This window comes from Enterobacter sp. WCHEn045836, assembly GCF_003965585.1.
In the GTDB taxonomy this organism is placed as follows: domain Bacteria; phylum Pseudomonadota; class Gammaproteobacteria; order Enterobacterales; family Enterobacteriaceae; genus Enterobacter; species Enterobacter dissolvens.
This window is the reverse complement of sequence record NZ_RXPT01000021.1, coordinates 42,157-62,529: the sequence shown is the minus strand read 5'-3', so window position 1 is coordinate 62,529 and position 20,373 is coordinate 42,157. Positions and strand designations below refer to the sequence as shown.

The 20,373-nt window shown below is 53.9% G+C and carries 20 protein-coding genes; 12 read left to right on the top strand and 8 right to left on the bottom strand.

The genetic code is table 11. From position 1 onward, the window contains the following. The first annotated feature begins 95 nt into the window (after positions 1 to 95). The 8 genes from mtlD (at position 96) to trmL (ending at position 8,167) form a co-directional block, all read left to right on the top strand. On the top strand, positions 96 to 1,244 hold the full coding sequence (gene mtlD / locus EKN38_RS22030) for a mannitol-1-phosphate 5-dehydrogenase (protein WP_014830178.1): 1,149 nt from the start codon (positions 96 to 98) through the stop codon (positions 1,242 to 1,244). Then, positions 1,241 to 1,831, top strand: a complete 591-nt coding sequence (gene mtlR, locus EKN38_RS22025) for a mannitol operon repressor MtlR (RefSeq protein ID WP_013094931.1) — start codon at positions 1,241 to 1,243, stop codon at positions 1,829 to 1,831. The genes mtlD and mtlR overlap by 4 nt, the downstream gene beginning before the upstream one ends. Positions 1,832 to 1,889: 58 nt before the next feature. Further along, entirely contained in the window at positions 1,890 to 2,252 is a 363-nt protein-coding gene (locus EKN38_RS22020) for a YibL family ribosome-associated protein (protein ID WP_008502724.1), read from the top strand. A gap of 264 nt (positions 2,253 to 2,516) precedes the next feature. Next, positions 2,517 to 4,172 (top strand): L-lactate permease, encoded by a 1,656-nt coding sequence (gene lldP, locus EKN38_RS22015; RefSeq protein ID WP_014830176.1) that lies wholly within the window; start codon positions 2,517 to 2,519, stop codon positions 4,170 to 4,172. Then, positions 4,169 to 4,942: a transcriptional regulator LldR gene (lldR, locus tag EKN38_RS22010; protein ID WP_014830175.1), complete on the top strand. Its 774-nt coding sequence runs from the start codon at positions 4,169 to 4,171 to the stop codon at positions 4,940 to 4,942. Before lldP ends, lldR begins: the two co-directional genes overlap by 4 nt. Beyond that, a complete protein-coding gene (gene lldD, locus EKN38_RS22005) occupies positions 4,939 to 6,126 on the top strand; it encodes an FMN-dependent L-lactate dehydrogenase LldD (protein WP_014830174.1) in 1,188 nt (395 codons plus the stop codon). Before lldR ends, lldD begins: the two co-directional genes overlap by 4 nt. 181 nt (positions 6,127 to 6,307) lie before the next feature. Continuing rightward, complete coding sequence (locus EKN38_RS22000; RefSeq protein ID WP_014830173.1) at positions 6,308 to 7,648, top strand: MFS transporter; 1,341 nt, start codon at positions 6,308 to 6,310, stop codon at positions 7,646 to 7,648. Positions 7,649 to 7,693: 45 nt separating this feature from the next. Then, positions 7,694 to 8,167 (top strand): tRNA (uridine(34)/cytosine(34)/5-carboxymethylaminomethyluridine(34)-2'-O)-methyltransferase TrmL, encoded by a 474-nt coding sequence (trmL, locus tag EKN38_RS21995; protein WP_013094923.1) that lies wholly within the window; start codon positions 7,694 to 7,696, stop codon positions 8,165 to 8,167. On the opposite strand, the gene cysE is transcribed toward trmL, so the two are convergent. From cysE to EKN38_RS21970, 5 genes are all read right to left on the bottom strand, one after another. Then, on the bottom strand, positions 8,164 to 8,985 hold the full coding sequence (gene cysE / locus EKN38_RS21990; protein ID WP_014830172.1) for a serine O-acetyltransferase: 822 nt from the start codon (positions 8,983 to 8,985) through the stop codon (positions 8,164 to 8,166). The genes trmL and cysE overlap by 4 nt on opposite strands. Positions 8,986 to 9,060: 75 nt before the next feature. After that, positions 9,061 to 10,080 (bottom strand): NAD(P)H-dependent glycerol-3-phosphate dehydrogenase, encoded by a 1,020-nt coding sequence (gpsA, locus tag EKN38_RS21985; protein WP_014830171.1) that lies wholly within the window; start codon positions 10,078 to 10,080, stop codon positions 9,061 to 9,063. Further along, positions 10,080 to 10,547 carry a protein-export chaperone SecB gene (gene secB / locus EKN38_RS21980; protein WP_003860835.1) on the bottom strand — a complete coding sequence of 156 codons (468 nt, stop codon included), beginning with the start codon at positions 10,545 to 10,547 and terminating at the stop codon, positions 10,080 to 10,082. The genes gpsA and secB overlap by 1 nt, the downstream gene beginning before the upstream one ends. Before the next feature lie 32 nt (positions 10,548 to 10,579). Beyond that, complete coding sequence (gene grxC / locus EKN38_RS21975; RefSeq protein ID WP_010426371.1) at positions 10,580 to 10,831, bottom strand: glutaredoxin 3; 252 nt, start codon at positions 10,829 to 10,831, stop codon at positions 10,580 to 10,582. An 11-nt stretch (positions 10,832 to 10,842) separates the two neighbouring features. After that, positions 10,843 to 11,274, bottom strand: a complete 432-nt coding sequence (locus tag EKN38_RS21970) for a rhodanese-like domain-containing protein (RefSeq protein ID WP_013094920.1) — start codon at positions 11,272 to 11,274, stop codon at positions 10,843 to 10,845. Positions 11,275 to 11,521: 247 nt separating this feature from the next. Here EKN38_RS21970 and gpmM point away from each other — a divergent pair, with 247 nt between their 5' ends. From gpmM to EKN38_RS21955, 3 genes are read left to right on the top strand one after another with little or no spacing between them, the layout of a single operon-like run. Next, positions 11,522 to 13,066: a 2,3-bisphosphoglycerate-independent phosphoglycerate mutase gene (gene gpmM, locus EKN38_RS21965; RefSeq protein WP_014830170.1), complete on the top strand. Its 1,545-nt coding sequence runs from the start codon at positions 11,522 to 11,524 to the stop codon at positions 13,064 to 13,066. 33 nt (positions 13,067 to 13,099) lie between these two features. Further along, a complete protein-coding gene (envC, locus tag EKN38_RS21960; protein ID WP_229692898.1) occupies positions 13,100 to 14,359 on the top strand; it encodes a murein hydrolase activator EnvC in 1,260 nt (419 codons plus the stop codon). Positions 14,360 to 14,362: 3 nt separating this feature from the next. Further along, entirely contained in the window at positions 14,363 to 15,295 is a 933-nt protein-coding gene (locus EKN38_RS21955; protein WP_014830168.1) for a divergent polysaccharide deacetylase family protein, read from the top strand. On the opposite strand, the gene EKN38_RS21950 is transcribed toward EKN38_RS21955, so the two are convergent. After that, positions 15,296 to 16,096, bottom strand: coding sequence for a glycosyltransferase family 2 protein (locus EKN38_RS21950; RefSeq protein ID WP_014830167.1), 801 nt, complete (start codon positions 16,094 to 16,096; stop codon positions 15,296 to 15,298). It abuts the gene before it with no gap. Between the two features lie 318 nt (positions 16,097 to 16,414). On the opposite strand from EKN38_RS21950, the gene EKN38_RS21945 reads away from it, so the two are divergent. Further along, positions 16,415 to 17,512 carry a glycosyltransferase family 9 protein gene (locus EKN38_RS21945; RefSeq protein WP_014830166.1) on the top strand — a complete coding sequence of 366 codons (1,098 nt, stop codon included), beginning with the start codon at positions 16,415 to 16,417 and terminating at the stop codon, positions 17,510 to 17,512. 88 nt (positions 17,513 to 17,600) lie between these two features. Here EKN38_RS21945 and EKN38_RS21940 read toward each other — a convergent pair whose 3' ends face one another. Next, positions 17,601 to 19,181 carry a phosphoethanolamine transferase gene (locus tag EKN38_RS21940; protein ID WP_126522697.1) on the bottom strand — a complete coding sequence of 527 codons (1,581 nt, stop codon included), beginning with the start codon at positions 19,179 to 19,181 and terminating at the stop codon, positions 17,601 to 17,603. Positions 19,182 to 19,345: 164 nt separating this feature from the next. Next, on the bottom strand, positions 19,346 to 20,371 hold the full coding sequence (gene tdh, locus EKN38_RS21935; RefSeq protein ID WP_014830164.1) for an L-threonine 3-dehydrogenase: 1,026 nt from the start codon (positions 20,369 to 20,371) through the stop codon (positions 19,346 to 19,348). Positions 20,372 to 20,373 lie beyond the last annotated feature (2 nt).

Here is a 20,373-nt window from a genome sequence, read left to right as displayed (position 1 = left end):
CTCCTCCCTCTCCCTCCGGGGAGAGGGCTAGGGTGAGGGGTAAACGTTCCTCACCCCAGCCCTCTCGGGTAAAAACATTGATAAAGGTTAACACTATGAAAGCATTACATTTTGGCGCAGGTAATATCGGTCGTGGCTTTATCGGCAAACTGCTGGCAGACGCGGGCATTACGCTGACATTCGCCGATGTGAATCAGGTCGTTCTGGATGCCCTGAATGCCCGTCATAGCTACCAGGTACACGTGGTGGGAGAAAACGAGCAGGTTGAAACGGTCTCTGGCGTCAACGCGGTAAGCAGCATTGGTGACGATGTTATCGACCTCATCGCCAGCGTTGATCTGGTGACCACCGCGGTGGGCCCGGTGGTACTTGAGCGCATCGCGCCTGCGGTCGCAAAAGGCCTGGCAAAACGTAAAGCGCAGGGCATTGATACCCCGCTGAACATCATCGCCTGTGAGAACATGGTGCGTGGCACCACGCAGTTGAAAGGCCACGTTCTGGCCGCCGTTGCGGACGAAGACAAAGCCTGGGTGGAAGCGCACGTTGGCTTCGTGGATTCTGCCGTTGACCGTATCGTTCCGCCGTCAGAATCTGCGACTAACGACCCGCTGGAAGTGACGGTGGAAACCTTCAGCGAGTGGATCGTGGACAAAACCCAGTTTAAAGGCGCGTTGCCGACCATTCCAGGCATGGAATTAACTGATAACCTGATGGCATTTGTGGAACGTAAACTCTTCACGCTGAACACGGGTCATGCTATAACCGCGTACCTCGGAAAATTGGCCGGTCATCAGACTATTCGTGATGCGATCCTCGACGAGAAGATCCGCGCGGTGGTAAAAGGGGCAATGGAAGAGAGCGGCGCGGTGCTGATCAAACGCTACGGTTTTGATGCTGATAAACACGCAGCATACATCCAGAAAATCCTCGGTCGTTTTGAAAACCCGTATCTGAAAGATGACGTTGAGCGCGTGGGCCGCCAGCCATTGCGTAAACTGAGCGCGGGCGATCGCCTGATTAAGCCGCTGCTGGGCACGCTGGAATACGGCCTGCCGCACGCCAACCTGGTGAAAGGGATTGCCGCCGCGATGCACTACCGCAGCGAGCAGGATCCACAGGCGCAGGAGCTGGCTCAGTTGATTGATGAAAAAGGCGCGCAGGCGGCGCTGGCGCAGATTTCCGGTCTGGACGCCAACAGCGATGTGGTTGCGGAGGCGGTTAACGCATATAACGCAACCAAATGATGCACAGTGAGGCGCAGGTAATCCTGCGCCCTGATTACAGATTGTCAGATATGCAGGCAATAATGGAACAAACCCAGGCCTTTGAAAATCGTGTGCTTGAGCGTCTGAATGCTGGCAAAACCGTACGAAGTTTCCTGATTACCGCCGTCGAGTTGTTAACCGAGGCGGTGAATATCCTGGTACTTCAGGTGTTTCGCAAAGACGACTACGCGGTAAAATATGCTGTAGAACCGTTACTGGACGGCGACGGACCGCTGGGCGATTTATCCGTGCGTCTGAAGCTGATATATGGTCTTGGCGTGCTGAACCGGCAAGAGTATGAAGATGCGGAGCTGTTGATGGCGCTGCGCGAAGAGCTCAATCATGACGGCAATGAGTACACCTTTACCGATGACGAGATCCTCGGCCCCTTCGGCGAGCTGCATTGCGTTACCGCGCTCCCCCCTGCCCCCCATTTTGATAACAGCGACCCGGAACTGTACGCCATGCAAAAGCTGCGTTATCAACAGGTTGTCCGTTCCACGATGGTTCTTTCCCTGACTGAGCTGATTTCCCGAATCAGCTTAAAAAAAGCGTTTCAGAAGTAAGCCTGCTCACATTGGTGTATCCTTCCCTCTAAATTCCCCGTTTTCAGAGTTATTTGTCATGAAAGAAGTCGAAAAGAACGAAATTAAACGCCTGAGCGACCGCCTGGATTTGATCCGCCATCAGATGGCCGGCCTCTCGCTGGTAGACTCCGCCGAGAAGTACGCCGAGCTTGAAAAAGAGACCGCGAAGCTGGAAGCGGAAATCGAGCGTCTGCGTGAAGTAAAAGGCCAGAAGCTGAGCAAAGAAGCGCAGAAGCTAATGAATATGCCGCACCGTCGCGCCATCACCAAAAAAGAGCAGGCCGACATGGGCAAGCTGAAGAAAAGCGTCCGGGGTCTGGTGGTGGTCCACCCGATGACCGAGCTTGGCCGCGAGATGGGTCTGAAAGAGATGACGGGGTTTTGTAAGACGGCGTTCTGATCATTCCCCTCTCTGTGGGTGAGGGCATCAGGCCCCACCCTGCTTTTAATAGGCCCAACCAATCCCCCCTTTCTTTCTTCCCTGGTTCACAAATCCATTATTTCCGCTCACAAAACCATTGCCAGTCCATAACATCTGGTTTACCATTTGTTGTCATTACCCCTACAACACAATATTGGCAGGACCACTTTTACACAGACTGTGACGCAGAGATGAGCGGAGACTCACCCGCAGCATAGGCTGTCTGGTCCCCAGGAGACCTGCATGAGCCTCTGGCAACAAAACTACGACCCGGCCGGGAATATCTGGCTGTCTAGCCTGATCGCATCGCTGCCGATCCTGTTCTTCTTCTTTGCGCTGATTAAGCTCAAGCTGAAGGGCTACCTCGCCGCGACGTACACCGTCGCCATCGCGCTGCTGGTGGCGCTGTTCTTCTACAAAATGCCGATCGATCGCGCGCTGGCCTCCGTTGTCTACGGTTTCTTCTACGGCCTGTGGCCGATTGCGTGGATCATCATTGCCGCAGTCTTTGTCTATAAAATCTCAGTCAAAACCGGGCAGTTCGACATCATTCGCTCGTCGATTCTCTCCATCACGCCGGACCAGCGCCTGCAGATGCTGATTGTTGGCTTCTCCTTCGGGGCGTTTCTGGAAGGGGCGGCAGGGTTTGGCGCACCGGTGGCAATCACCGCCGCGCTGCTGGTGGGGCTGGGATTTAACCCGCTCTATGCCGCCGGTCTTTGCCTGATCGTCAACACCGCACCGGTGGCGTTTGGCGCGATGGGTATTCCGATTCTGGTCGCAGGCCAGGTGACTGGCCTGGACAGCTTCGAAATTGGTCAGATGGTTGGCCGCCAGCTGCCGTTCCTGACCATTATCGTGCTGTTCTGGATCATGGCGATTATGGACGGCTGGCGCGGCGTGAAGGAGACCTGGCCTGCGGTGATGGTGGCGGGCGGTTCGTTCGCTATCGCCCAGTATCTCAGCTCCAACTTCCTTGGCCCGGAGCTGCCGGACATCATCTCTTCGCTGGTGTCGCTGGTCTGTCTGACGCTGTTCCTGAAACGCTGGCAGCCGGTACGTATTTTCCGCTTCGCCGATATGGGTGCATCGCATGTGGATCAGACGCTCGCCCGCACCGGCTACACCGCCGGGCAGATCGTCCGCGCCTGGTCACCGTTCCTGTTCCTGACCGCCACCGTAACGCTCTGGAGCATCCCGCCGTTTAAGGCCCTGTTTGCCCCGGGCGGTGCGCTGTATGACATGGTGATTAACATCTCCGTGCCGTTCCTCGACAAGATGGTCGCCCGTATGCCGCCGGTGGTGCACGCTGCCACGCCGTACGCCGCGGTGTATAAATTCGACTGGTTCTCCGCCACCGGCACGGCCATCCTGTTTGCCGCACTCCTTTCTGTGGTGTGGTTGCGCATGAAGCCGGCCGCCGCGGTACAGACCTTTGCGGCGACCATTAAAGAATTGATGCTGCCGATCTACTCCATCGGCATGGTGCTGGCGTTCGCGTTTATCTCGAACTACTCCGGCCTGTCATCAACGCTGGCACTGGCGCTGGCCCATACCGGCCACGCCTTCACCTTCTTCTCGCCGTTCCTCGGCTGGCTGGGGGTGTTCCTGACCGGTTCAGATACCTCGTCTAACGCCCTGTTCGCCGCCCTGCAGGCGACGGCGGCTCAGCAGATTGGCGTCTCTGACGTGCTGCTGGTGGCCGCGAATACTACCGGCGGCGTGACCGGGAAGATGATCTCTCCCCAGTCCATCGCCATTGCCTGTGCGGCAGTAGGGCTGGTGGGTAAAGAGTCCGACCTGTTCCGTTTTACCGTGAAACACAGCCTGATATTCACCTGCATGGTCGGGGTGATCACCACCCTGCAGGCCTATGTCTTAACCTGGATGATCCCATGATAGTTATGCCCAGACGCCTGTCCGACGAGATTGCCTCTCGCGTGCGGGCGCTGATTGAAGAACAACAGCTTGAAGCGGGTATGAAATTGCCCGCCGAACGTCAACTCGCCGCCCAGCTTGGCGTGTCGCGCAATTCCCTGCGTGAAGCGCTGGCGACGCTGGTCAGCGAAGGGGTACTGGTAAGCCGTCGCGGCGGCGGCACCTTTGTGCGCTGGCAACATGACGACTGGTCCGAGCAAAACATCGTCCAGCCGCTCAAAACCCTGATGGAGAATGACCCGGACTACAGCTTCGACATCCTCGAAGCCCGTCACGCCATCGAAACCAGTACCGCCTGGCATGCGGCCATGCGGGCAACCGATGCCGACAAAGAGAAGCTCAAAGCCTGCTTTGAGGCCACGCAAAGCAGCAACCCGGATATCGCTTCGCAGGCGGATGTCCGCTTTCACCTGGCGATTGCCGAGGCGTCGCACAACGTGGTGCTGCTCCAGACCATGCGCGGTTTTTTCGACCTGCTGCAATCCTCCGTGAAGCAGAGCCGCCAGCGCATGTATCTGGTCCCACCGGTCTTTGCCCAACTGACCGAACAGCACGAGGCGGTGCTGAACGCCATTCTGGCCGGTGATGCCGAGGCCGCACGCAAGGCGATGATGGCGCATCTGGGCTTCGTCCACACCACCATTAAACGATTTGATGAAGATCAGGCCCGACAGGCGCGTATTACCCGTCTGCCTGGCGACAGTGATATATCCAGGGAGAACAAAGCATGATTATTTCAGCAGCCAGTGACTACCGCGCCGCGGCGCAGCGTATTTTGCCGCCGTTCCTGTTCCACTATATCGACGGCGGGGCCTATGCCGAATATACCCTGCGCCGTAACGTGGAAGATCTGTCGGAGGTGGCTCTGCGTCAGCGCGTGCTGAAGAATATGTCGGATCTGAGCCTTGAGACGAAACTGTTTAACGAAACGCTCGCCATGCCGGTAGCGCTCGCCCCGGTCGGGCTGTGTGGTATGTACGCCCGTCGCGGTGAAGTGCAGGCCGCTGCCGCGGCGGATGCCAAAGGCATTCCGTTTACCCTTTCCACCGTCTCGGTCTGCCCGATTGAAGAGGTCGCCCCGACCCTCAAGCGCCCGATGTGGTTCCAGCTGTACGTCCTGCGCGATCGCGGCTTTATGCGTAACGCGCTGGAGCGCGCCAAAGCGGCGGGCTGTTCCACACTGGTCTTTACCGTTGATATGCCCACCCCCGGCGCGCGCTACCGTGATGCCCACTCCGGCATGAGCGGCCCGAACGCTGCCCTGCGTCGTTACTGGCAGGCGGTAACACATCCGCAGTGGGCGTGGGATGTGGGCCTGAATGGCCGTCCACACGATCTGGGTAACATCTCGGCTTATCTCGGTAAACCTACCGGGCTGGAAGATTATATCGGCTGGCTGGCGAACAATTTCGATCCGTCCATTTCCTGGAAAGACCTGGAGTGGATCCGCGAATTCTGGGACGGTCCAATGGTGATCAAAGGGATCCTCGACCCGGACGACGCCCGCGACGCGGTGCGTTTTGGCGCAGACGGGATAGTGGTCTCGAACCACGGCGGACGTCAGCTCGATGGCGTCCTTTCATCCGCACGCGCCCTTCCGGCGATTGCCGATGCGGTTAAAGGCGACATCGCTATCCTCGCCGACAGCGGTATTCGTAACGGGCTGGATGTGGTACGTATGATTGCGCTCGGCGCCGACAGCGTACTGCTGGGACGCGCTTATCTTTACGCGCTGGCCACCAGCGGCCAGGCAGGGGTAGCAAACCTGCTCAACCTGATTGAGAAAGAGATGAAGGTTGCTATGACTCTCACCGGGGCGAAAACAATCGGCGAGATCAGCAAGGATTCTCTGGTGCAGGAGCTGAGCAAGATCCCTGCGGCACTGGCACCGCTTACCCACGGAGACGCGGCCTGATCCCCTCCGCTTAACCTACCTTACTCACGCGCCCGATCTCCTCCATCGGGCGCGTTTTTGTGTCGCAAATAACATCCAGATAACATATTAGATAAGAATATTTGACATCCCCTGCCACACGCAATTGTATAGACAAGCAAAGACAAGAACACAAAAACAACATCACATCAGAGAGGAGCGTATGGCCTATTCAGGTAAGGTGGATATTCAGCAGGTGATCGACGACAGTTCCTTTTCATGGTTTCACTGGCTACTCATTGTGCTGGGCTTTCTGGTGCTGGCGGTCGATGGGTTCGATACGGCGGCAATGGGCTACATCGCCCCGACGCTGTCGGCAGAATGGGGGATCCACAAACAGGATCTGGGGCCGGTACTGAGTGCCGCGCTGCTGGGACTGTCGCTGGGTGCGCTGATCGCAGGCCCGGTATCGGACCGGATGGGCCGCAAGCGCGTGCTGGTCTTTTCGTGTTTATTCTTTGGTGTTGCAAGCCTGGGCGCCGCCTGGGCACAAACCCTGAACACCCTGACGCTGTGGCGATTTCTCACGGGCCTGGGATTAGGTGCGGCAATGCCTAACGCCATCACGCTGATCTCAGAGTTTGCCCCTAAGCGCTGTCGCGCCATGGCAATTAATACCATGTACTGTGGTTTTCCTCTGGGCGCGGCGGGCGGCGGGGCAATATCCTCCTGGCTGATTCCTCATCACGGCTGGCGAAGCGTACTGCTGACCGGCGCAATTGCCCCGCTGATCCTGACGCTGCTGCTGGCGCTGCTTTTGCCGGAGTCGGTGAAGTTTCTGGTACAGCGTGGAAGAGACGTGATGCAGGTCCGCCGTATCGCCAGCCGCTTCGCCCGCGGCACGCTGGATGGCGTGACCGGCTTTTTCCTGGCGGAGGAGCGGGTCGCGTCTAAGAAAGGGAGCGTGGCACAGCTGTTTTCTATGCCCTGGCTGCCCGGCACCCTGATGCTGTGGGTGACTTATTTTATGGGGCTGGTGATTTATTACGTCCTGCTGAGCTGGATGCCGACGCTGATGCTGGGGATGGGTTATCCGCTGGCGGAATCTGCCTGGCTCACCTCGCTGTTCACCTTCGGCGGTACCGCAGGCATTCTTCTCGCCGGGTGGATGATGGACCGCTGGGAAGCGCACAGGGTGGTGGCAGGCGGGTTTGTCCTGACGATGGGGCTCATCCTGTTGCTCGGCATGGAGCATAATCACATCGCCCTGTTTGGCGGATTGATCTTCCTGATGGGGATCGCCATGAACGGCGCGCAATCAGGGATGCAAACCCTGGCCGCCACCTTTTACCCTACCGAGTGCCGTGCGACGGGTATCGCGTGGATGCAGGGAATTGGCCGTTTTGGTGGCGTGGCGGGTACCATGACCAGCGCGCAGCTTCTCTCCATGCAGTGGCAGGCAGACAGTATACTGATGATCCTCAGCCTGCCCGCGCTGGTGGCTGCGGGTGCCACCGTCTATAAAATGCTGCGCTGCCGCCCACAGGAACCCGGCGTCGCGTAGTGCCCGTCATTTCTGCTATGCTGCCCCCGCAATTAAGGGGGCAGCATGCTTAACATCGTTTTATTCGAACCAGAAATTCCGCCTAATACCGGCAACATTATCCGCCTGTGCGCCAACACCGGGTTTCGCCTGCATATTATCGAGCCGATGGGCTTTACGTGGGATGACAAACGCCTGCGCCGCGCGGGGCTGGATTATCACGAATTTACCGCGGTGGTTCGCCATCATGATTACGCCGCGTTTCTGGAAAGCGAAAAGCCAGAGCGCATGTTTGCCCTGACGACCAAAGGCACGCCCGCGCACAGTGCCGTAAGCTATCAGGCCGGTGACTATCTGATGTTTGGCCCGGAAACCCGCGGCCTGCCGGCCACGATTCTGGACGCCCTGCCCGCTGAGCAGAAAATCCGTATTCCGATGATGCCGGACAGCCGCAGCATGAACCTGTCGAACGCGGTGTCCGTGGTGGTGTATGAAGCCTGGCGCCAGCTGGGGTATCCGGGCGCCATTCTCAGAAGTTAAATGCCGTCACCATACTCAAACGTATGGTGAATGCCGTTGAAGTGCTGATCCATATCCATGGACGGTTTATCACTGTCTGGCTTACCGACGATGCGCGCCGGTACGCCAGCGGCGGTGGTGTGCGGCGGCACGGGCTGCAGCACCACAGAGCCCGCGCCGATTTTCGCGCCGCGGCCCACTTCGATATTGCCGAGGATTTTGGCACCCGCGCCAATCATCACCCCTTCACGAATTTTCGGATGGCGATCGCCGCTGGTTTTGCCGGTACCGCCCAGGGTAACCGACTGTAGGATCGACACGTCATCTTCAATGACCGCCGTCTCACCGACAACAATCCCGGTGGCATGGTCGAGCATGATCCCCCGGCCAATTTTGGCCGCCGGGTGAATATCAACCTGGAAGGTCACAGAAACCTGGTTTTGCAGGAAAATAGCCAGCGCGCGGCGGCCTTCCTTCCATAACCAGTGGCCGATGCGGTACGCCTGTAAGGCATGGAAACCCTTCAGGTACAGCAGCGGCGTAGAATATTTATCGACCGCCGGGTCACGCGTGCGCACGGCCTGAATATCACAGGCGGCAGAGGCGATCATTTCCGGGTCTGCGGCGTAAGCCTCTTCCACCACTTCACGAATGGCGATGGCGGGCATGATTGTAGACGCCAGCTTGTTGGCGAGCATATAGCTCAGGGCACTACCGAGGTTTTCGTGCTTCAGTAACGTTGCATGGTAGAAACTGGCCAGCATCGGCTCACAGTCGGCCAACGCCCGGGCTTCGGCTTTAATATTATTCCAGACGATATCCAGTTCTTCACACGGCATTGCTTACTCCAGACGATAGTATAATGACCAGCCAGTTCTGCGCTGGCTGGGTCATTCAGGTGACAATGGTTCCGACTAGTTACTGCTGCGCTCGTCCTTGCGCGCACGACCTAATAAGGTCAATGCTGCCTCGCGCGCATTTTTTCCGCAATACAATACCTGATAAATTTCCTCGGTTATTGGCATTTCGACACCAAAACGGTGCGCCAATTCGCGGACTTCTTTGGTATTGCGGTAGCCTTCAACCACCTGTCCAATCTTCTCCTGCGCGCCTTTTACATCCATACCCTGACCGAGCATCATGCCAAAGCGGCGGTTACGCGACTGATTGTCGGTACAGGTCAGCACCAGATCGCCTAAACCCGCCATCCCCATAAAGGTGGCCGGATCGGCACCCAGTGCCGCCCCGAGACGAGACATCTCGGTTAACCCACGGGTGATCAGCGCAGTACGTGCGTTTGCGCCAAAGCCGATGCCATCGGACATCCCTGCGCCTATTGCGATCACGTTCTTCACCGCGCCGCCCAGCTGCACGCCGATAAAATCGGGGTTGCTGTAGACGCGGAAACTCTTGCCGCAGTGCAGCAGGTGCTGAAGATCGTCCGCAAAGGCAGGATCCGTGGAGGCCAGCGAGATCGCTGTCGGCAGGCCTGCGGCCAGCTCTTTGGCAAAGGTTGGACCGGAGATAACCGCCAGCGGGATCTCCTCGCCCAGCACTTCGCGGGCAACGTCCTGCAGAAGACGACCGGTTTCGGCTTCCAGCCCTTTCGTCGCCCACACAATGCGTGCATCCGGGCGCATCAGCGGCTTGATCTGCTGTAGCACGTCGCCAAACACATGGCTCGGCACCACAATCAGAATATTGCGGCTGGCCGCCAGCGCGGTCGCAAGGTCGCTTTCCAGGTGCAGGGAGTCAGGGAACGGAACGTCAGGAAGGAACGCCACGTTGCAGCGGTCGTGCTGCAGCGTTGCGATATGTTTTGGGTCGTGGCCCCACAGGACCACCTCGTGACCATTTCTTGCCAGCGTGATGGCAAGAGCGGTGCCGTAAGAGCCGGCACCGATCACAGTCATTGACGCATTAACAGTGCTCATCAGGCATCCTGATGTTGTTCAGCACCTTCGCCAGCCTGCTGCTGCAGATAGTTCATGAACAGCGCATCAAAGTTAACTGGCGCAAGGTTCAGTTGCGGGAATGTACCGCGAGAAACCAGGCTGGTGATGCATTCACGCGCATACGGGAACAGGATGTTCGGGCAGTATGCACCCAGGCAATGCGCCATCTGGTTGCCTTCAATACCGCCGATGGAGAAGATACCGCCCTGCTGTACTTCACACAGGAATGCAGTTTCTTCACCCAGAGAGGCGGTTACGGTCACACGCAGTACGACTTCATACACGTCATCAGCCAGCTGGGTTGATGCGGTATCCAGATCAAGTTTAACCTCTGGCTGCCAATCTTTCTGGAAAACGTGTGGCGCATTTGGCGCTTCGAAAGAGACATCCTTGGTGTAGATACGCTGGATCTGGAAAGTCATTTCGGTGTTGTTTTGTTCTGACATGGAAAAACCCTTTTTAATTGTCCTAAAGTCTCTTAGCTCAGCAGGGGATCGAGTCCACCACGGGCGTCGAGCGCATACAAGTCATCACAGCCGCCAATGTGCTGCGCATCAATAAAAATCTGCGGAACCGTCGTGCGACCACTACGTTGAATCATCTCTTCGCGTTTAATCGCGTCACCATCGATCGGCAGTTCCTGGAACGTTACGCCTTTGCTGTTCAGCAGCGCTTTCGCACGGTGACAGAACGGGCAGGTCGCTTTGGTGTAGATCTCGATATTGGCCATCACTGAACTCCTTATTTACCGCGCACCAAAGGAAGGTTTTCTCCGCTCCAGCCGGAAATGCCTTCTTTCAGCACAGATACGTTTTCGAAGCCTGCTTTATGCAGCAGGCTGGCAGATTCCTGCGCCTGCATGCCGGTACCGTCAACAACGATAATCGGCTGGGCTTTATGCTTCTCAAGCTCGCCCACGTTGTTCGCTTTGATTTCAGCTGGCAGCAGGTTAATAGCGCCTGCAATGTGCCCTTTGCGGAAATCGTCACGCTGACGCAGATCGACCACGACGGCATCTTCTTTGTTAATCAGACGCGTCGCTTCACCACGGGTGATAACCTTAATCTTAGACGTCAGGCCCTTAAATGTGGTGAACAGCACAGCGGCCAGCAGGCCAATCCACGCGATGCTCAGAACCGGATGGCGGCTAACGAATTGCATAATTTCTTGCATGGAGGGTAACTACTCCCGACTTAGTGATTAAAAAAACCAGGACAGGAGTATACCTGTGCGTTGTGGCAAATACAGCCAGCGACCCTAAGCTAATCCATTTTCTGCGGCATGCCACCTAAAAAAATGCCTCAAAATGGTCGGAGAAGCATCTTGCCCCTGCCCTTTCTTTGATCTTCTGCGGCTATTTGATCGATTCAGCTGTAGTAAAATTACGCAAATTTTGACTCTTGAGCATGAGGTTGTCGCAATGTCGGTTTCTAAAAAACCTATGGTACTGGTGATTCTGGATGGCTATGGCTACCGTGAAGACCAACAGGATAACGCCATTTTCAACGCTAAAACCCCGGTTATGGATGCGCTGTGGGCAAAACGTCCCCACACCCTGATTGATGCATCCGGCCTGGAAGTGGGTCTGCCAGACCGTCAGATGGGTAACTCTGAAGTGGGTCACGTCAACCTGGGCGCCGGGCGTATCGTCTATCAGGATCTGACGCGTCTGGATGTTGAAATCAAAGAACGTACCTTCTTCGCCAACCCTGTGCTGTGTGGTGCGGTGGATAAAGCCGTTGCCGCAGGCAAAGCCGTTCATATCATGGGTCTGCTCTCTGCTGGCGGCGTTCACAGCCATGAAGATCATATTATGGCGATGGTTGAACTGGCCGCTGAGCGCGGTGCGGAAAAAATTTACCTGCACGCGTTCCTGGATGGCCGCGATACGCCACCGCGCAGCGCTAAAGGTTCGCTCAAAGCCTTCGAAGAAAAATTTGCCGCCCTGGGCAAAGGCCGCGTGGCGTCTATCATTGGTCGCTACTACGCCATGGATCGTGATAATCGCTGGGATCGTGTGGAACAGGCCTATGATCTGATGACGCTGGCTAAAGGTGAGTTCCAGTTCGCGACTGCCGTTGAAGGCCTTGAAGCCGCGTATGCACGCGATGAAAACGACGAATTCGTGAAAGCGACCGTTATTCGCGCAGAAGGCCAGGCTGATGCCGCCATGGAAGATGGCGACGCGCTGATCTTCATGAACTTCCGTGCTGACCGTGCGCGTGAAATCACCCGTGCATTCGTCAACAGCGATTTCGACGGTTTTACCCGTAAGAAAGCGGTGAATATCAACTTCATCCAGCTGACCGAGTACGCCGCTGACATTAACGCCCCATGTGCTTACCCGCCGGCTTCACTGGCCAATACCTTCGGTGAGTGGATGGCGAAAAACGATAAGACGCAGTTGCGTATCTCCGAAACCGAGAAATATGCCCACGTCACCTTCTTCTTCAACGGCGGTGTTGAAGAGCCGTTCAAAGGCGAAGATCGCATTCTGATTAATTCACCAAAAGTCGCTACCTATGACCTGCAGCCAGAGATGAGCTCTGCGGAACTGACCGAAAAACTGGTTGCGGCAATCGTTAGCGGCAAATACGACACCATCATCTGTAACTACCCGAACGGTGACATGGTGGGTCATACCGGGGTGATGGAAGCGGCGATTAAAGCGGTTGAAGCGCTGGACCACTGCGTTGAGCAGGTTGCCAAAGCCGTTGAATCCGTTGGCGGCCAACTGTTGATTACCGCTGACCACGGTAACGCAGAACAGATGCGCGACCCGGCAACAGGCCAGGCGCATACGGCCCACACCAACCTGCCGGTTCCGCTGATTTATGTAGGTGATAAAGCACTGAAAGCAGTGGAAGGCGGCAAGCTTTCTGACATCGCGCCAACCATGTTGTCGCTGATGGGTATGCCGATCCCTGAAGAGATGACTGGTAAGCCGCTGTTCATCGTGGAATAATCGCTCCCCATGAGGGGAAAGGCGATTTTTTCAATCACATGGGTCGTGAAGCCGCTTAGGTTATCAGTCAGACCTCTGTTTTACGCCAGCGCACTCAGCGCTGGCGTATTGCTGTGCGCCGCATCCGCCCACGCGGATGATCGCGACCAGCTGAAATCCATTCAGGCTGATATCGCCGCCAAAGAGCGTGCGGTACGTCAGCAACAACAGCAACGCGCGTCGCTGCTTGCTCAGCTTAAGCAGCAGGAAGAGGCGATCTCCGCCGCCGCACGCAAGCTCCGCGAAACACAAAACACCCTCGCCCAGTTGAATAAACAGATCGACGAGATGAACGCGTCGATTGCCAAACTGGAACGTCAACGCGATGCGCAGGAACGTAATCTTGCGGCACAGCTTGATGCCGCATTCCGCCAGGGTGAACACACCGGCCTTCAGCTGATCCTCAGCGGCGAAGAGAGCCAGCGCGGGCAGCGCCTGCAGGCTTACTTTGGCTATCTGAACCAGGCGCGTCAGGAGACTATCGCGCAGCTGAAACAGACGCGCGAAGAGGTCACCACGCAAAAAGCCGAACTGGAAGAGAAGCAGAGCCAGCAGCAGACGCTGCTCTACGAACAGCAGGCCCAGCAAGCGAAGCTCGAACAGGCCCGCAACGAGCGTAAGAAAACCCTTTCCGGCCTCGAGTCCTCCATTCAGGCGGGTCAGAGCCAGCTGAGCGAAATGCGCGCCAACGAATCGAAGCTGCGTAACAGCATCGCCCGTGCGGAAGCGGCAGCAAAAGCGCGCGCCGAAAAAGAGGCGCGCGAGGCGCAGGCCGTGCGCGATAAGCAGCAGGAAGCCTCCCGTAAAGGCACGACCTATAAACCAAGCGAAAGCGAACGCTCGCTGATGTCACGAACCGGTGGCCTGGGCTCCCCTCGTGGTCAGGCTTACTGGCCCGTTCGCGGTTCAATTCTGCATCGTTATGGCGAACAGCTGCAGGGTGAACTACGTTGGAAAGGGATAGTGATCGGTGCGTCTGAAGGTAGCGAAGTGAAAGCCATCGCCGATGGCCGCGTGATCCTGGCCGACTGGCTGCAGGGTTACGGGCTTGTGGTGGTGGTTGAGCACGGTAAAGGCGACATGAGCCTCTACGGCTACAACCAGAGCGCACTGGTCAGCGTTGGCACTCAGGTGCGCGCGGGTCAACCCATCGCCCTTGTGGGCAGCAGTGGCGGTCAGGGCCGCCCGTCACTCTATTTCGAAATTCGTCGCCAGGGTCAGGCGGTCAATCCACAGCCGTGGTTGGGAAGATAAGTTTTGCTTCAATTTCGTCGAATTGTTCTCTCCGTCGCCAGCGCACTGGCGCTGGCTGCACCGGTTTACGCCGGTAAACTCGCCATTGTGATTGATGACTTCGGTTATCGTCCTCACTACGAAAATCAGGTGCTGGCGATGCCGGCGGCCATTTCTGTCGCCGTCCTCCCCAATGCGCCACATGCACGTGAGATGGCGACCAAGGCCCACAACAGCGGCCATCAGGTGCTGATCCATCTGCCGATGGCCCCCATCAGCAAACAACCGCTGGAAAAAGATACCCTGCGCCCGGAGATGAGCAGCGATGAGATCGATCGCATCATCCGCGACGCATACAACAAAGTGCCGTATGCCGTGGGGTTAAACAACCATATGGGTAGCGCGATGACATCCAGCCTGTACGGGATGCTCAAAGTGATGCAGGCGCTGGAGCGTTACAACCTCTATTTCCTCGACAGCATGACCATCGGCAACAGTCAGGCGATGCGTGCCGCGCAGGGAACAGGTGTGAAGGTGATCAAGCGCAAGGTGTTCCTTGACGATACGCAGAACGAAGCAGACATTCGCATGCAGTTTAATCGCGCCGTACAGCTGGCCCGCCGCAATGGCTCGGCGATTGCCATTGGCCACCCTCACCCGTCTACCGTTCGCGTCCTGCAGCAAATGCTGCCAACCTTGCCTTCGGATATCACGCTGGTGCGTCCGAGCGATCTTCTGAACGAACCACAGGTTGATACGTCGACGCCGAACCAGGGGAAACCTGGGTCATCAACGCCGCGTAACCCGTTCCGCGGCGTAAAACGCTGTGTGCCGAAACAAGCCCCTGAACCGGTTTATGCGACCCGGTTCTTCTCTGTGATTGGTGAAAGCGTGAGCAATAGCACGCTGGTGAAATACGTCCAGCAGCAGTGGCAGGGATGGGGTAAAAAAGCATAACTATTTTATAAAGTGAGAGTCCGTATGTTCCCGGGCGGCGGACTCCCGTTCATCCTGATACTGATACCAGGCTTTGAAATATTTTAAAAAACTGTACAAGGTGGCATAGAGACCCGTTACCACCCCAACTTTTCCCTGCCGCCATGCCCCACTAAACAAATACCATTTAAAGAAAGCCCCAATAGCACTCACCACACCACGTGCGATTGATGGCCTGAGCGTCTGATATTTTACGACCCGGGTGGTATAGACATTTAGCTTATTAAACACTTCATGCAGGGAATAAAATGTGTCGTGCCTGACATGGCCTGGTATGCGCGTCACCCGCACCGCACCTATCGCCTTATCATCCACTGGTCGATTGTTAAATCTGACATGCTGGCGGTTGAACAATCTTAAAGGGAAATCTGGAGAAGAAATCGGATAAATGGTTCGCGTTCTCTCGCCTAAGACATACCAGTAGCGTGACAGGCTCCAGCCGTAATCCGCAGGTGGCTCCTCTCCAGACTTTAACGCCAGGATATACTGAACGGTGTCTTCATCAAGTATTTCGTCACTGTCCATACATAACACCCAGTCGTTCGATGACCGGGAAATAGCAATATTCATCTGCTCACCGTGCATTGCATATGGATGAAATATTGGCGTAATAGCATATTCCTGAAGGATAACTAACGTCTCATCTGAACTACCAGAATCTACAACAATAAACTCATCTGCAATACTCATTAACGGAGTTAAAACCTTATGTAACAAGCGAGCAGAGTTGTATGTCAAAAGACATACGGTTAGTTTAAACATGTGGTCTCCTGAACTCAGTCAAGTCACTCCTGACAAGATAGTGCCAGCTAACACTATTGTCACTTCCGAATCTGTACCTTATTTTGTTATTTTTTATGAAAAAGCTGGCAAGGTTCACTTTGGTCAATAAAAAACTCTATAACACGTTAGTCACCTCAGAAAGGATGACCGAACTCACAGAGTGAGAAGATTCATTAACTTATTGTTTACTAATAGCAAAATACTTATCTCACTTCTCTATTCCCGCAGTCATTCCTTTTCGTTGGCATTAAGATTATACTACCCACAGTAAAATGCTTAATTTGGTTCAGCGTGGTTATGAAAAAAATAATTGGTTATTTAAAGGAAATTAACAGGCAGCGGAACTATAAAACGAAAGAGTTAAAAAGACGGTTAAAGTTGCTTTCATTATCGCGACAACTACAGGATAAGCGACAAGAAAAAATTGACGTTTCCAGCATTAAGAAAATCCTTTTCCCTTTCGTTGATCTTGGAATTGGCGATGCGGTATGCCACACAGGAACCTGGCGTAACCTGAAAGATGCAGGCTATCAACTTCAGGTGATTGTTGAAGAGCGAAATCGCGATCTCTTCGAAAAGATGGTGTACATTGATGAAGTTTATGTTGTTGATATCAACAATATCGAGATAATGAAAGACATCGAGACAGATCTGGTGATAAGCCATTATTCCTGGATGAAAAGGAAGGAATTATTTAACACCCAAATTTTAGCTAAGATCCATTATAAATATGCGATTGGATTTGGTGGCTGGTTGGATAAACCTTATAACTTAATGTTACCCGTTAGTCCTGAGTTTCATATAACCCATCCCCAAAACAAAATACTTAACGCATTGAACGTTAAGCCAGCACTCCTCAGCTACTCCTTACCTGTTTTGCCCGAACATGAGGATTTTATAGACAATTATCTACAACCGCATGAAGGGAAAAAGATCGTTGTGCTTAACCCATTCGCGAGCGTTGCGGAACGCAGTCTTTCGCTACCTCAACTGGAGAAACTGGCGAATGAGATTGCACAACACCCGGATACTCAAGTCTTTATCATTGGTGAAGGTAAAAAACTGGCAGATCTTACCTTCGATGATGAGAAAATTACTGTTTGCCGTTTTAAATCGCTTTGGGATGCCATCACACTCATCAAAAAAGCCGATTTGGTGGTTTCCGTGGATACGGCTATCGTTCATATCGCCTGTGCTTATGACAAAAAACTTATTGCCGTCTATTTTTCGATGCTGCTGGATCATAATAAAAACTTTGAGGGCAATACAATTTTCGCACCTGTTGGTAAGAACTCGGAGCAGCTGATTTATGATAAGCGCCAAAATAAAATTAATATTGATGATATTTCGTCAAAAGTACTGAGTAAACTTAGTCAGGATAATTCCTTTAACTAATAAAGGGGCCTCAGGCCCCTTTTTATTGCTTTGCGTTCCGGTTATTGACAGAGGATACAACCAATATCATTCATTTAACGCGTCCGGATTAATGTAAATTGCTCCAGTAATAGGTCTTGCCTGTAGTATCCAGTACTGAGACATTCTTATCATAACCGGCAAGCCAGGATTGTACAGACTGGACAGGTTGACCCTGGCGATGGATCCCCAACCACAGTTCAGCAAGCGTGTTCACATCATCAGCAGACCAGACAGTATTGTAGTCACCGGTGTATTGCTTATCTTGATCAACCTGTTGCCCATACCAGATAAACACAGGGATATGCAGAGCCTCTCGGGGCGGATGCACATTACCATGAGAGTAAACGACAGCGCGCTGCGGATCACGAATCAAACCATGATCGGAAAAATACATGACCGAAGAACGCGAATTTTCCAGCATGCTAAACATCTTGCCCATCAATGTGTCTGTATACCGCACAGAGTTGTCATAACAGTCATCAGCCTCATTATCACCCTGTAACACCGCCTGGTTTGCCGGAAAGCGCGTACAGGAAGGTTCATGACTGCCATAGAGATGCAAGACGATCACTTTTTTGCCTGGAGCTTTTAATGCATTCAGCAGCAAAGGCAGCAGATCTTCATCGTAACCGCCTTCGAGCCATTCATGCTGTTTCGTATTCATGGCAATTCCGGTGATGACGTTGTTATGCGCCCCACCTTTACCCTGATGACTAAACCAATAAGTGTCATAGCCCGCTTTATTGGCAATATTTATAACATTATCACCATAATTTTTCGGATCGCGAATATTCACTTTATCAGCGGTCATGGCCAACGGTACGGCCATAATCGTGACCGGTGCTGGCGCTACAGCGTTACGGAACAGTAAAAGTTGCGATTTCTGTTTTTCCAGCTCTGGCGTTGTATCTCGTTGATAACCATAGATCCCCATATTCGCCGCTCGCTCAGACTCACCGATGACCAGCACATAGTTCTCAATACCGGTATCCGAAAACGTGAGCCTGTAATCGGGAATATTGTTACCGATATTGGCAATGACTGCGTTATCTTCCATAGCCTGCATAAATACTTTTGCCGTACTGACTGGCGTCGCCTGAACCACGCGCTGCGCCAGACTTTCGACGCTACTTTTCCGTAGCTGATGCTGTAAAGCCTGACCATAGAAAGCCAACAACGTTATACCAAGCACAATGGCAGGCCAGCGACGAAAACGTGGTGCAACAGGCCATGCGCCCATATTTGCGGTGTAAATAAAAAAAGCAGAGAGTGTGATAAAAATAATACATTCGCGCCAGTACAGGCTGAGCATTGAACTTGCTTCATCCGGTGTGGCGTGAATTATGCTCATTGCAAACCCATAACTGAATGCGGAATCGAAATTTCTCCATGCGTATAGCTGGAGAGAAATATCTGCCGCAACTGGAATGAGAAGTACAATCGCCAGCACATTGCGAATTAATTTATTGTCTATGCACTTCAGCATCAACAACATCAACAGGAAAACAAATGTTCTGTTAATGACTAAATTATATCGGGTGTGTAAAATATTTATAGTAATAAATATTAAAAGAGAAATGACCAGATTTAAAAAAGAAGTAAACCGTGAAGTTGTATCAATTAACTTCAGCGAAAGGTGTGTAGACATAATATTTTGACGAGCCTGACAGTGTCTTCCTGACGTAATTATTCTTAATAAAAGCGCGGAGAAGAAAGAGTGGTAATTAATTGAAAAATAACAAGAAAAATCCGAAAAGTCAAACTACCAAAAATAGCACTGGCACCCGTTGATACGGGTGCCAGCTGGTGGGTTTAATCCCAGCTCAGAATAACTTTCCCTGATTGACCAGAACGCATCGCATCAAAGCCTTTCTGGAAATCATCAATCGAGAAACGATGTGTAATAATCGGGGACAGATCCAGACCAGACTGAATTAATGCCGCCATCTTATACCAGGTTTCGAACATTTCACGGCCATAGATGCCTTTAATGAACAGCCCCTTGAAGATCACTTTATTCCAGTCGATAGACATATCTGACGGCGGAATACCCAGCATCGCGATACGACCGCCGTGGTTCATGGTGTCAAGCATGGTACGGAACGCCGGTGGCGCACCGGACATCTCCAGTCCAACATCGAAGCCTTCAGTCATGCCCAGCTCTTCCATCACGTCGGTCAGGCTCTCCTTAGAGACGTCCACCGCGCGGGTAACGCCCATTTTACGTGCCAGCGACAGACGGTATTCGTTCACGTCGGTGATCACGACGTTACGCGCACCCACGTGCTTCGCCACCGCAGCGGCCATAATCCCGATAGGGCCCGCGCCGGAGACCAGCACATCTTCGCCAACCAGGTCGAAAGAGAGCGCTGTGTGTACCGCGTTGCCGAATGGATCAAAGATGGAGGCCAGATCGTCAGAGATATTGTCCGGGATTTTGAACGCGTTGAAAGCCGGGATCACCAGATATTCCGCGAAGCAGCCCGGACGATTCACACCTACGCCAATGGTATTACGGCACAGGTGCGTACGCCCACCGCGGCAGTTACGGCAGTGACCGCAGGTAATATGACCTTCACCCGAGACGCGGTCGCCAATTTTGAAACCTTTGACTTCCTGACCGATGCCCACCACTTCGCCGACATATTCATGGCCGACAACCATTGGTACCGGAATGGTTTTTTGCGACCACTGGTCCCAGTTGTAGATATGAACGTCAGTGCCGCAAATAGCGGTTTTACGAATTTTGATCAGCAGATCGTTATGACCGACTTCCGGCTCCGGCACGTCGGTCATCCAAATCCCTTCTTCCGCTTTCAGTTTGGATAACGCTTTCATCA